Below are 12617 nucleotides of genomic sequence, written 5' to 3' on the forward strand. Positions count from 1 at the left end.
ATAACGTCATGCAGAGTTCTTGGTGAGTGAATAATTTGTCAATACCCTGGCGCGAATCGCCTGGGTACACAGTGACTGGTGATGAAGGAGGGGCCCCGGTGACGGACAGCCCGACCGCCCGGCTGCAACAGCTCTTCGAGGGGCACCGCCTCACCCCCACGCAGCGGCGGATCGCCCACTGCATGGTGCGGCGCGCCGCCGAGGTGCCGTTCCTGTCGAGCGTGGAGCTGGCCGAGCTGGCCGGAGTCAGCCAGCCCTCGGTGACCCGCTTCGCGGTGGCGCTCGGCTTCGACGGCTACCCGGCGCTCCGCCGCCATCTGCGCGAGGTCGCTCCGGCCGAACAGGCCGTGGGCCAGGGCGAGTTCAACGAGTACCAGCAGGCCGTCGAGGCCGAGATCGAGAACCTGCGGCACCTCGCCGCCGCCCTCGCCGACCCGGCGCCGGTCGAGCGCGCCGGCCGGCTGCTCGCCGCCTCCCGGCCGCTGCCGGTGCTCGGCCTGCGCGCGGCGGCCTCGCAGGCGTACGGCTTCGCGTACTTCGCCGCCAAGGTGCACCCCGACGTCCGGCTCCTGCGCGAGGGCGGCACGCTGCTCGCCGACCGGATCGACGCGGCCGTACGGGCGGGGGCCTCGGCGCTGCTCTGCTTCGCGCTGCCGCGGTATCCGCGTGAGGTGGTCGAGGCGCTGACGTACGCGCGGGAGGCCGGCCTGACCGTGGTGACGGTGGCCGACAGCGCGTTCGCGCCGGTCGCGAAGGTGTCCGACCTGCTGATCCCGGCGGCCGTCGGCACCGGCCTCGCCTTCGACACGGCCTGCGCGCCGATGCTGCTCGGCCGGGTGCTCCTGGAGGCCATGGCCGACGAACTTCCGGACGCGCAGGCCCGCTTGGAGGAGTTCGATACGCGGGCCGCGGAGCGGGGGTTGTTCGTGGAGTGAGGGGGCGCTCGCTGGGGGAGGGGGGCGCTCGCCCGTACGGGTACGAATGCCGATGCCTCCGTTGTCGCGGTGGCCGAGCGCCTCGGGTTGACCGAAGTCGCGACGCTCGACCACCGGCACTTCTCCGCCGTACGCCCGAGTCACGTACCGGCGTTCACCCTCCTCCCCTGACCGAAAGCCCCCTCACTCCTCCCCGCGAGCCTTCAGCACCAGCTTGTTGACGACCCAGAGGCCGATGCCGATGACCAGCAGGACGCCGGCCCGGATGTAGACGTCGGCCGAGCGGTCCGCGAGCGGGCTGGCCAGGATCAGGGCCGTGATCGCGCCGAGGATCGGCAGGATCGTCGGCGTACGGAAGTGCTTGTGCTCCACGGGGTCCCTGCGCAGCACCAGGACCGCCACGTTGACCACCGCGAACACGCAGAGCAGCAGGAATGCCGTGGTGTCGCCGAGTCCTTCGATCTCGCCGGTGGACACCAGGCCGATCGCGAGCAGCGAGACGAAGACGATGCCGACGACCGGGGTGCGCCGGCGGGGCAGGACGCGGCCCATCGCCTTCGGCAGGATGCGCTCGTTGGCCATGCCGTAGCAGAGCCGCGAGGCCATCATGATGTTGATCAGGGCCGAGTTGGTGACCGCGAACAGCGCGATCAGGGCGAAGAGTTTGGGCGGGAACTCAAGGCCGCCCGCCTTGACCACTTCGAGCAGCGGGCCGCTGGAGCCGGACAGCGTCCGGGTGTCCACCAGGAGCGAGGAGACCAGCGCCACCAGGACGTAGATCGTGCCGGTCACGGCGACGCCGATGAAGATGGCCCGCGGGAACGTGCGGGCCGGGTCCTGGGTCTCCTCGGCCATGTTCACCGAGTCCTCGAAGCCGACGAACGCGAAGAAGCCGAGCGCGGTCGCGCCGAGGATGCCGGTCATCAGCGCGAAGCCCGTACCGCTGGATTCGAACTCGGTCAGGCGGGACGGCTCCCCGTCGCCGCTGAGCACCGCGTACGCGCCGATCGCGAGGATGACCAGGAGGCCGGTCAACTCGACCAGGGTGAGGACCACGTTGGTCTTCACCGACTCCGAGACACCGCGCAGGTTCAGCGCCGCCAGGGCCAGGATGAACAGGATCGCGACCAGGGTGGCCGGCAGCACGCCGGCGGTGAGTTCGTCGAGGTAGTCGCCGCTGAACGCGCGGGCGGCGGCACTCGCGGACGACAGGCCCGAGGCCATCACCATGAAGGCGATGATGAACGTCAGGAACGGGACCTTGAACGCCTTCTGCGTGTAGAGCGCGGCGCCGGCCGCCTTCGGGTACTTGCCGACGAGTTCGACGTACGAGGCGGCCGTCAGGATCGCCACCACGAAGCCGATGACGAACGGCAGCCACAGGGCCCCGCCGACCTTGCCCGCGACGTTGCCGGTGGTGGCGTAGATGCCGGTGCCGAGGATGTCGCCGATCACGAACAGGATCAGCAGTCTGGGACCGATGGCCCGTTTGAGTGGGGGCTGCGAGGGTTCAGGTACGGGCCTCGCCGCAGTGGAGTCGGTGGTGGACATCTGTGGAAACCTCCCCCGATCGCTGATGCGTCAGGTGGATGTTCTGCCCGTGGTGCGCACGGGGATGCGCGGCGGCCGTATCTCAGAGCTTCACTTGAGCTTCTGGACTGTCTGGACTGTCCGGACTGTCTTACTGTCTGGACTGATTCTGCCCGGGCCCGCGCCCGCTGTCCTCACAGCGCGTCTAGCGTGCGGATGTGCTCGCCGCCCGACTCTGCGACGACCTCCTCGACCGTCTGCGGGCTGCGGATCGTCGCGAACCGCACGCCGCCGTCCGTACCGGCGGAGAACCCGTGGATGCCGGGCCGGGCGAGGCTGTTGTAGGCGTAGGGGGTGGCGAAGTAGTACGCGCCGGTGTCCAGGGCGGCCGCGATGTCGCCGGGTTCGAGCAGCGGCAGCGGCCGGTTCTCGGCGAGCAGGTCGCCCGCGAAGCAGGCGGGACCCGCCACGTCCTGCGCGACGGCCGCCCCCGTCTTGGGCCTGCCCTCCGCGTCGTACGCGGCGATCCGCAGCGGCCAGGACTGCGGGGCGTAGACGGTGCGGGCGGCAACCTGCGCTCCGGCGTGGGTGATCGCGATGCGCCGGTTGCCGGCGGCCTTGGTGTACTCGACGCGGGCCACGATCGTGCCGTGCTTGGCGAGCAGCGCCCGGCCGAACTCGGTGACCAGCGCGTACCGCCCGTCGAAGAGACCCGGCACGGTGCGCTGCAGGATCCGGGCGTACGCGGCGAAGGTGGGCGCCTCGGAGTCCGAGTCGAAGTTGACCGGCAGGCCGCCGCCGATGTCGATCGTGTCGACCTGCCGCCGGCCCGCCAACTGGTTGATCTCCTCGGCCAGTTCGTACGTCGTACGGACGCCTTCGGCGAGGAGGTCCAGGGGCACGCCCTGGGAGCCGGAGTGGGTGTGGAGGCGGGTCAGCCAGGGCCGGTCCAGGAAGGCGCGCACGACCCACTCGCGCGCCCCCGTGTCCCGCAGGCCGACCCCGAACTTCGAGGTGGCGGTGGCCGTGGACAGGGCGTCGATGGACCCGGCGCCGGTCTGCGGGTTGACGCGCAGGCCGATCGCGGAGCGGGTGGGCGCCGAGCGGGTCAGGGTGTCGAGGCGGGCCAGCTCCTGCGGGTTGTCGGCGTTGACGGCGACGCCGAGGGCGAGGGCCTGGCGCAGCTCGGCCGGGGTCTTGGCGGGGGAGTCGAGCACGGTGTGCGAGGGCTTCACCCCGGCGGCGCGGGCCAGGGCGAGCTCACCGGGGCTCGCCACCTCGGCGCCCAGACCGGACTTGCGGAGCAGCCGCAGGACGGGCACCAGCGGGGCCGCCTTGACCGCGAAGGCGTGCAGCACGGGGGCGGCGGTGACCTCGGCGAACGCGGAGCGCAGCGCGGCGGCGGAGCGGCGGATCCCGACGATGTCGAGCAGCGCGGCCACCGGGGCGCCCTGGCCGACGAGGCCCTGGGCGACGGCGGCGCGCACGGCCGCGTCGCGGCGGGCGACGGCTGCGGCGGCGGGAAGGTCGGGGGAGAGCGCCGTCGTGGCGTCCATGTCACCTATGGCCATGGCTCCATCCCATCATCGACGGGCGCGCGGCGCCGAGGCGCCCCAGGGATTGACTAGGGATATTCATAAAGCCACCATGTGAATAGACGAATGTGAACAGGTATGGCAGTAGAGGCATGGCAACGGAGGAGGCAGTCGATGTCGGGACCCCGCCCTGTCCGAGCACCGCGCGGCACGGAGCTGAGCGCTCTGGGCTGGCAGCAGGAAGCCGCTCTGCGGATGCTGCAGAACAACCTCGACCCCGAGGTGGCCGAGCACCCCGACAAGCTCGTCGTCTACGGCGGCACCGGCAAGGCGGCGCGCGACTGGCGCTCCTTCGACGCGATGGTCCGTACGCTGCGGACCCTCAAGCAGGACGAGACGATGCTGGTCCAGTCCGGCCGCCCCGTCGGCGTCCTGCAGACCCACGAGTGGGCCCCGCGCGTCCTGATCGCCAACTCCAACCTGGTCGGCGACTGGGCGAACTGGGAGGAATTCCGCCGCCTGGAGCAGCTGGGCCTGACCATGTACGGCCAGATGACGGCCGGTTCCTGGATCTACATCGGCACGCAGGGGATCCTCCAGGGCACGTACGAGACGTTCGCGGCTGTCGCCGAGAAGAAGTTTGGCGGCACGCTCGCCGGGACGATCACCCTCACCGCCGGTCTCGGCGGCATGGGCGGCGCCCAGCCGCTGGCCGTGACGATGAACGACGGCGTCGCGATCTGCATCGACTGCGACCCGCGCGCCATCGAGCGCCGCATCGAGCACAAGTACCTCGACGTGCGGGCCGACTCGCCCGCGCACGCCCTGCGGCTCGCCGTCGAGGCCCGCGACGCCCGCAGGCCGCTCTCCATCGGCCTGCTCGGCAACGCGGCGGAACTGCTGCCGCAGCTGCTCGCCGAGGGCGCCCCCATCGACATCGTCACGGACCAGACCTCGGCCCACGACCCGCTCGCCTATCTCCCCTCCGGGCTCGCCTTCGAGGACATGGCGGACGCGGCGGCCAAGGACCCGGCGGGCTTCACGGCCCGCGCCCGCGAGTCCATGGCCCGGCACGTCGAGGCCATGGTCGGCTTCATGGACGCGGGCGCCGAGGTCTTCGACTACGGCAACTCGATCCGGGGCGAGGCCCAACTCGCCGGGTACGAGCGGGCGTTCGCGTTCCCCGGCTTCGTACCGGCGTACATCCGTCCGCTGTTCTGCGAGGGCAAGGGGCCCTTCCGCTGGGCGGCGCTCTCCGGGGAGGCCTCGGACATCCACAAGACGGACCGGGCGATCCTGGACCTCTTCCCCGAGAACGAGTCCCTGCACCGCTGGATCAGGATGGCGGGGGAAAGGGTCCACTTCCAGGGCCTCCCCGCCCGCATCTGCTGGCTCGGCTACGGCGAACGGGACCGCGCGGGCGAGCGGTTCAACGACATGGTGGCGAGCGGGGAGTTGCAGGCTCCCCTCGCGATCGGCCGCGACCACCTGGACTGCGGCTCGGTGGCGTCCCCGTACCGCGAGACCGAGGCGATGCTCGACGGGTCCGACGCGATCGCGGACTGGCCGCTCCTTAACGCGATGGTGAACGTGGCGTCCGGCGCGTCCTGGGTTTCCCTCCACCACGGTGGCGGCGTCGGGATGGGCCGCTCCATCCATGCGGGCCAGGTCACGGTGGCCGACGGTACGACCCTCGCGGGCGAGAAGGTCCGGAGGGTGTTGACCAATGACCCCGGTATGGGGGTGATCCGGCATGTCGATGCCGGGTACGAGGCCGCTGACGCGGTGGCCTCGGAATTGGGCGTTCGTGTTCCCATGCGGGAGGGGTCGGAGTGATGGTGCCGCGCGACGGGGGTTCTTCCCCTAACCCGCCCCTTCCCCAGAGTCCTGCCGGACGGGCCTCCTCAAGCGCCGGAGGGGCTGATTTTTCAGCCCCTCCGGCGATTGAGGAGCGGGGCGGGGAGAAAGAACCCCCCAGCTTCCAGCAGATGTGGCGCGACCTCAGCCCCATCGGCCGCGACAAAGACTCCCGCGGCTACCGCCGCTACGCCTGGACCCCCGCGGACGCGGACTGCCGGACCTGGTTCAAGGAACAGGCCGAGGCCCGCGGCCTCACGTACGAGTTGGACCGGAACGGCAACCAGTGGGCCTGGCTCGGCGACCCGGCGCAAGGGGATGCCGTCGTCACCGGCTCGCACCTGGACTCCGTCCCCGACGGCGGCGCGTTCGACGGCCCCCTCGGCGTCGTCTCCTCCTTCGCCGCGCTCGACGAACTCCGCCGCAGGGGCGCGGAGTTCACCAAACCCCTCGCGATCACCAACTTCGGCGACGAGGAGGGCGCCCGCTTCGGCCTCGCCTGCGTAGGCTCCCGGCTCACCGCCGGACAGCTCACCGTCCCCGCCGCCCGCAGGCTCCGCGACGCCGACGGCATCACGCTGCCCGAGGCGATGGAGAACGCCGGGTACGACGCGACGGCCATCGGCCCCGACCCCGAACGCCTCGCGCGGATCGGCGCGTTCGTGGAGCTGCACGTCGAGCAGGGGCGCGCCCTCGACCTGTCCGGCGACCCCGTCGGCATCGCCAGCGCCATCTGGCCGCACGGCCGCTGGCGCTTCGACTTCGCGGGCGAGGCCAACCACGCGGGCACCACCCGGCTCGTGGACCGCCGCGACCCGATGCTCCCGTACGCGGAGACGGTGCTCGCCGCCCGTCGGGAGGCCGAACTCGCCCGCGCCGTAGCCACGTTCGGGAAGATCGCCGTCGAGCCGAACGGGGTCAACGCCATCCCGTCCCTGGTCCGCGGCTGGCTCGACTCGCGCGCCGCCGATCAGGAGAGCCTCGACCAGGTGGTCGCGGGCGTCGAGAAGGCGGCCCGCGAGCACGCCGAGCGGCACGGCGTGGACCTGACCGTCGTACGGGAGTCCTTCACGCCCGTCGTCGAGTTCGAGCACGCCCTGCGCGACGAGCTCGCCGCGCTCCTCGGCGCCGGGGCCGAGCGGCCCGTACCCGTCCTCGGCACGGGCGCGGGCCACGACGCGGGCATCCTGTCCGGCTCGATCCCCACCGCCATGCTGTTCGTACGCAACCCCACGGGCGTCTCGCACTCCCCGGCCGAGTTCGCGGCCGAGGACGACTGCGTGGCCGGGGTGCTCGCACTCGCCGACGTACTGGAGGGGCTCGCGTGCAGATGACGACCTACTGGCTGGAATACGCCTGGCTCGGCACGAACGTAGAGCCGGGAGTCGCCCTGGACGTGACGCCGGAGGGCCGGATCTCCGCCGTACGCAACGGAGTCGAGGCCCCGCCGCCCGGCGCCGTCGCCCTGCGCGGACTCACCCTGCCCGGCCTCGCCAACGCCCACTCGCACGCCTTCCACCGGGCCCTGCGTTCCACCGTGCAGGTCGGCTCGGGCACCTTCTGGACCTGGCGCGAGGTCATGTACCAGGTCGCGGCGCGGCTCGACCCGGACACGTACCACGCGCTCGCGCGGGCCGTGTACGCGGAGATGGCGCTCGCCGGGATCACCGCGGTCGGGGAGTTCCACTACGTCCACCACGCGCCGGGCGGCACGCCGTACGCCGACCCCAACGCGATGGGCGAGGCGCTGATCGCCGCCGCCCGGGACGCGGGCATCCGCATCACCCTCCTCGACACCGCCTACCTCTCCTCCGGTTTCGGCGCCGCCCCCGACCGGCACCAGCTGCGCTTCAGCGACGGCACGGCCGAGGCCTGGGCCGAGCGGGCGTCGGCCCTGAAGCCCGGCGACGGGGTGCGGATCGGCGCCGCCATCCACTCCGTACGGGCCGTCCCCGCCCGGCAGTTGGGCACCGTGGCGGCGTGGGCGCGGGAGCGGGACGTACCGCTGCACGTGCACCTGTCCGAGCAGACCGCCGAGAACGACGCCTGCCGGGCCGCGCACGGCTGCACCCCGGCGCGGCTGCTCTCCGACCACGGCGTGCTCGGCCCGCGCACCACCGGCATCCACAACACCCACCTGACCGCGGGCGACATCGCGCTCATCGGCGACTCCGGCACGGGCACCTGCATGTGCCCCACCACGGAACGCGACCTCGCCGACGGCATCGGCCCCGCCGCCGATCTGCAGCGCCGCGGCTCCACGCTCAGCCTGGGCACCGACAGCCACGCCGCGATCGACCTCCTGGAGGAGGCGCGGGCCATGGAGCTCGACGAGCGGCTCCGCACCCGCACCCGCGGCCACTGGACGGCCGCCGCCCTGCTCCGCGCGGCCACGGCCGACGGCCACGCGGCGATCGGCTGGGAGGACGCCGGAGCTCTGGAGCCGGGCGCGCTGGCCGACTTCACGACGATCGCCCTCGACTCGGTCCGCACGGTCGGGGCGCTGCCCCGCCTTGCGGCGGAGACGGCGGTGTTCGCGTCGTCGGCGGCGGATGTCCGGCACACGGTGGTCGGCGGTCGCCATGTCGTACGGGACGGTACGCATCTACTGGTCCCGGACGTGCCGTCGGCGTTGGCATCGGCGATCGGAGCGCTGCGCGAGTAACAGCCACGGGGGCCAGCCCCCGGACCCCCGCTCCTCAAACGCCGGAGGGGCTGAAAAAACAGCCCCTCCGGCGTTTGAGGAGCGGGGTCTGGGGCGGAGCCCCAGCACCACCACGGAGAGGAACCATGAGCACCACCCTCATCACCAACATCACCAACCTCGTCACCAACGACCCCGCCCTCGGCGAAGGCCCCCTCGGCCAGATCCAGGACGCAGCCGTGGTCGTAGAAGGCGAGCGCATCGCCTGGGTGGGGCGAGCCAAGGACGCCCCCGAGGCCGACCGCGCGCACGACGCGGAAGGCCGTTCAGCCATCCCCGGCTTCGTCGACTCCCACTCCCACCTGGTCTTCGCGGGCGACCGCACCCAGGAGTTCAACGCCCGGATGGAGGGCCGGAGTTACTCCGCGGGCGGCATCCGCACCACCGTCGCCGCGACCCGCGCCGCGAGCGACGAGGAGCTGGAGGCGAACCTCGTCCGCTACCTCCGGGAGGCCGCCCGCCAGGGCACCACGGTCTTCGAGACCAAGTCGGGCTACGGACTGACCGTCGAGGACGAGGCCCGCGCCCTGCGCATCGCGAGCCGTCACACCGACGAGGTCACCTACCTCGGCGCGCACATCGTCTCCCCGGACTTCGCCGAGGACCCCGCCGCGTACGTGGACCTCGTCACCGGCGCGATGCTCGACGCCTGTGCGCCGCACGCCCGCTGGGTCGACGTGTTCTGCGAGAAGGGCGCCTTCGACGGGGACCAGGCGCGGGCCATCCTGACGGCGGGCCGCGCGAAGGGCCTGCACCCGCGCGTCCACGCCAACCAGCTCTCGTACGGCCCCGGCGTCCAGCTCGCCGTGGAGCTGGACGCGGCCAGCGCCGACCACTGCACCCACCTCACGGACGCGGACGTCGACGCGCTCGCGCAGGGCAACACCGTCGCGACGCTGCTGCCCGGCGCCGAGTTCTCCACCCGCGCCGCATGGCCGGACGCGCGCCGCCTGTTGGACGCGGGCGCCACGGTCGCGCTCTCCACGGACTGCAACCCGGGCTCGTCGTTCACGTCGTCCATGCCGTTCTGCATCGCCCTGGCCGTACGGGACATGGGGATGACTCCGGACGAGGCGCTCTGGGCGGCCACGGCGGGCGGTGCGCGGGCGCTGCGCCGTACCGACGTCGGCCGCCTCACCCCGGGCGCCCGCGCCGACCTGGCGCTGCTCGACGCCCCGAGCCATGTCCACCTCGCCTACCGGCCGGGCGTCCCGCTGGTCCGCGAGGTCTGGCAGCGGGGCACGCTGCTCGGCTGAGGCGGAGCCGGACACCGGGAACACGCCACAGAAACGCCGAGGCGGCGGTGGCGGCGGCGCTCTCCCACCGGGAGGAGCGCCCCCGCCACCGCCGCCGCTGGCGTGCGTGGCACGAGGTGGTGCGTCACCGCTTCACCGCTCGGGCGAGGTCACTCCTCGACCGTCAGACCCTTGCGCAGCCGTACCAGCGTGCGCGAGAGCAGGCGCGAGACGTGCATCTGCGAGATGCCGAGCTCCTCGCCGATCTCGGACTGCGTCATGTTCGCCACGAACCGCAGGGAGAGGATCTTCCGGTCGCGCGGCGGGAGATCGGCGATCAGCGGCTTCAACGACTCGACGTACTCGATGCCTTCGAGCCCGTGGTCCTCGTAGCCGATGCGGTCCGCGAGCGCGCCCTCGGAGTCGTCCTCCTCGGGCTGCGCGTCCAGGGAGCTCGCCGTGTAGGCGTTGGACGCCGCCATGCCCTCGACGACCTCGTCGTTGGAGATGCCGAGGCGTTCGGCGAGCTCGTTCACGGTGGGGGCGCGGTCGAGCTTCTGGGCGAGTTCGTCGCCGGCCTTGGCGAGGTCCAGACGCAGCTCCTGGAGCCTGCGCGGGACGCGCACCGACCAGCTGGTGTCGCGGAAGAAACGCTTGATCTCGCCGACGATGGTCGGCATCGCGAAGGTCGGGAACTCGACGCCGCGGCTGAGCTCGAAGCGGTCGATGGCCTTGATCAGACCGATCGTGCCGACCTGGATGATGTCCTCCATCGGCTCGCTGCGGGAGCGGAACCGGGAGGCGGCGAACTTCACCAGAGCGAGGTTGAGTTCGACGAGCGTGTTGCGCACGTACGCGTACTCGTGGGTGCCTTCCTCGAGCGTCTCGAGGCGCCCGAAGAGGGTCTTGGACAGGGCCCTTGCGTCCAGCGGTCCGACTTCGTCGTACGGGGGGATCTCGGGCAGGTCCGGGAGATCCGTGAGCTCCTCGACGAGGACGGGGGCGCCGGGGCCGGTCGCGGCCTCCATGGCGTCCGTGCCGTCCGTGCCGTCCGCGGCTTCCGCCCCGTGAAGGGTTTCCGCTGCTTCCGAGCGGGGAGCCGGGAGGGTGTGGAGCTCGTTATCGAAGTGGTCAGCTGGTGCCGACGTCGCGTTGCGGGTAGGCGATGCGTCGAGCCGGGGTGACATGAGGTCCTCCATCGTTCTCGGCATATGGCTGCCGATGCCAATACGTGCACTACGTGTGTGCGGCGCCTCCGTAGCCGGCCGTGTCGGGTGGTGTCCTTACTAGGCCTACCCGGTTCCGGCGGCCGCTTGCAAGTGGCTTACCTGGCGTTATGCCCGTTTTCGGGTGGATGTTCGGGTGTCCGGCGGCGTAGTGAAGGCGTAGGCTTTCCGGGCGTCAGAGACCAGCTCGAGACCTGCGGAAGTGAGACGGCATGGACCGCCAGACGGTCGGCAGTGCGAACCGGGGCCGGCTTCGGGTCGAAGTGCAGAGCGACGGCGCGACCGCCGTCGTGACGCCGGTGGGTGAACTCGATCACCACACCGCGGATCTGCTGCGCGAACCCTTGGAGCGCTGCCTCGACCAGGGCAGCTCACGCCTGGTCGTCGACTGCTCACGGCTGGAGTTCTGCGACTCCACCGGGCTCAACGTCCTGCTCGGTGCCCGCCTGAAGGCGGAGGCGGCGGGCGGCGGCGTCCATCTGGCCGGGATGCTCCCGGTGGTGGCCCGGGTCTTCGAGATCACCGGTGCGGACGCCGTCTTCACCGTGCACGAATCCCTCGAATCGGCCCTGGCCGACTGAGCGCACGTGAGTTACGGCACGGTTGTCTCTCCGTGATCTGCGTTGCCTATGTGTGATCGACACGTAATCCGCATCACATGGCCCGGACTCAAGAAGTGGGTGTTCTCACGGAAGGGCCGGGCAGGAGACTGCTGGATCTGTTGAATGCCGGCGGATGCAGAACCGCTTCTGCCGCACTCTTCGTCCTGAGTAGTGCGTGCTACGGCCGCAACCAGGGCACTCGCCCCGAGTGTCCGCCCCGACATGTTGTCCCTGTTGTCCCGACAGATCGAACGGATCGACCAGATCCGGCACAGATCTCAAGAACTGGTGAATCGGTGAGGTGAAGCGCTGATGAGCACCACCCGGCCCTTCTCGCCGGGCGACCGCGGCCCGGAGCCGGGGGCCACCGGTGAGGTGAGCGAACCGGTGGGTGAGCCCACTGTGCGCCAGGTCCGCAAGCTCAGTCTCGACGGCGCCAGCGGCGTCGTACCGCTGGCCCGCGACTTCACCCGGCAGGCGCTCTACGACTGGGGCTGGCTGCCCGCCGCCGGTGCCGACCAGCGGGCGGCCGCCGAGGACGTCCTGCTCGTCGTCTCCGAACTCGTCACCAACGCCTGCCTGCACGCCGAGGGCGCCAGCGAGCTCTGGGTCGGCTGCGACACCAAGGTGCTCCGCCTCGAGGTCACCGACCGGGGTGCGGGACAGCCCTCGCCGCGCACTCCGCACCGCGCCGGCCGGCCCGGCGGACACGGCATGTTCATCGTGCAGCGGCTCTGCCTCGACTGGGGCGTCGTGCGCGTGCCCGGACAGTCGGGCAAGACGGTCTGGGCCGAACTAGCCGCGCCCAACTAGGAGTTCACCCAGCAGTCCTCCCAAGGGTTACCGCAGGTTCGGTGGCCTTGGCGCGGCCCTTCGGCCACCCCTTCGGCAGCCCGAGATCCGGGCTGTCTTTTGTCTTCCCTCCACAAGGTCCCCGGCGTACCTTGAGCGCCCGATCTGATGTGCCGTCAGGAATTGTCGGTGACGCACGGG

The 12617-nt window shown here is 71.5% G+C and carries 10 protein-coding genes; 7 read left to right on the plus strand and 3 right to left on the minus strand.

The window, feature by feature from the left end:
- The first annotated feature begins 71 nt into the window (after positions 1 to 71).
- Complete coding sequence (locus RCO28_RS33895; RefSeq protein ID WP_374991300.1) at positions 72 to 935, plus strand: MurR/RpiR family transcriptional regulator; 864 nt, start codon at positions 72 to 74, stop codon at positions 933 to 935.
- Positions 936 to 1118: 183 nt separating this feature from the next.
- Here the strand turns inward: RCO28_RS33895 and RCO28_RS33900 are convergent, their stop codons facing one another.
- Together RCO28_RS33900 and RCO28_RS33905 are read right to left on the minus strand one after the other, a co-directional pair.
- A complete protein-coding gene (locus RCO28_RS33900; RefSeq protein ID WP_308945186.1) occupies positions 1119 to 2486 on the minus strand; it encodes an APC family permease in 1368 nt (455 codons plus the stop codon).
- Positions 2487 to 2659: 173 nt separating this feature from the next.
- On the minus strand, positions 2660 to 4021 hold the full coding sequence (locus RCO28_RS33905; RefSeq protein ID WP_308945242.1) for a diaminopimelate decarboxylase: 1362 nt from the start codon (positions 4019 to 4021) through the stop codon (positions 2660 to 2662).
- A 153-nt stretch (positions 4022 to 4174) separates the two neighbouring features.
- On the opposite strand from RCO28_RS33905, the gene hutU reads away from it, so the two are divergent.
- The 4 genes from hutU to hutI all read left to right on the plus strand — a co-directional run bounded on the left by hutU (position 4175) and on the right by hutI (position 9817).
- The gene (hutU, locus tag RCO28_RS33910; RefSeq protein ID WP_308945187.1) at positions 4175 to 5836 is read left to right on the plus strand and encodes a urocanate hydratase; all 1662 of its coding nucleotides are present in this window, start codon (positions 4175 to 4177) and stop codon (positions 5834 to 5836) included.
- Positions 5837 to 5988: 152 nt separating this feature from the next.
- Entirely contained in the window at positions 5989 to 7191 is a 1203-nt protein-coding gene (locus tag RCO28_RS33915; protein WP_308945188.1) for an allantoate amidohydrolase, read from the plus strand.
- Positions 7188 to 8522, plus strand: a complete 1335-nt coding sequence (locus tag RCO28_RS33920) for a formimidoylglutamate deiminase (protein ID WP_374991302.1) — start codon at positions 7188 to 7190, stop codon at positions 8520 to 8522. The genes RCO28_RS33915 and RCO28_RS33920 overlap by 4 nt, the downstream gene beginning before the upstream one ends.
- Positions 8523 to 8647: 125 nt before the next feature.
- Positions 8648 to 9817 carry an imidazolonepropionase gene (hutI, locus tag RCO28_RS33925; protein WP_308945190.1) on the plus strand — a complete coding sequence of 390 codons (1170 nt, stop codon included), beginning with the start codon at positions 8648 to 8650 and terminating at the stop codon, positions 9815 to 9817.
- 149 nt (positions 9818 to 9966) lie between these two features.
- Here the strand turns inward: hutI and RCO28_RS33930 are convergent, their stop codons facing one another.
- Positions 9967 to 10824 carry an RNA polymerase sigma factor SigF gene (locus tag RCO28_RS33930; RefSeq protein WP_374991303.1) on the minus strand — a complete coding sequence of 286 codons (858 nt, stop codon included), beginning with the start codon at positions 10822 to 10824 and terminating at the stop codon, positions 9967 to 9969.
- A 410-nt stretch (positions 10825 to 11234) separates the two neighbouring features.
- Between RCO28_RS33930 and RCO28_RS33935 the strand changes: the two genes are divergently transcribed.
- Positions 11235 to 11603, plus strand: a complete 369-nt coding sequence (locus tag RCO28_RS33935) for an STAS domain-containing protein (protein WP_308945192.1) — start codon at positions 11235 to 11237, stop codon at positions 11601 to 11603.
- 333 nt (positions 11604 to 11936) lie between these two features.
- Positions 11937 to 12437 carry an ATP-binding protein gene (locus RCO28_RS33940; protein ID WP_308945193.1) on the plus strand — a complete coding sequence of 167 codons (501 nt, stop codon included), beginning with the start codon at positions 11937 to 11939 and terminating at the stop codon, positions 12435 to 12437.
- Positions 12438 to 12617: the final 180 nt, after the last annotated feature.

This window comes from Streptomyces sp. LHD-70 (assembly GCF_031157275.1).
Taxonomy (GTDB): Bacteria; Actinomycetota; Actinomycetes; order Streptomycetales; family Streptomycetaceae; genus Streptomyces.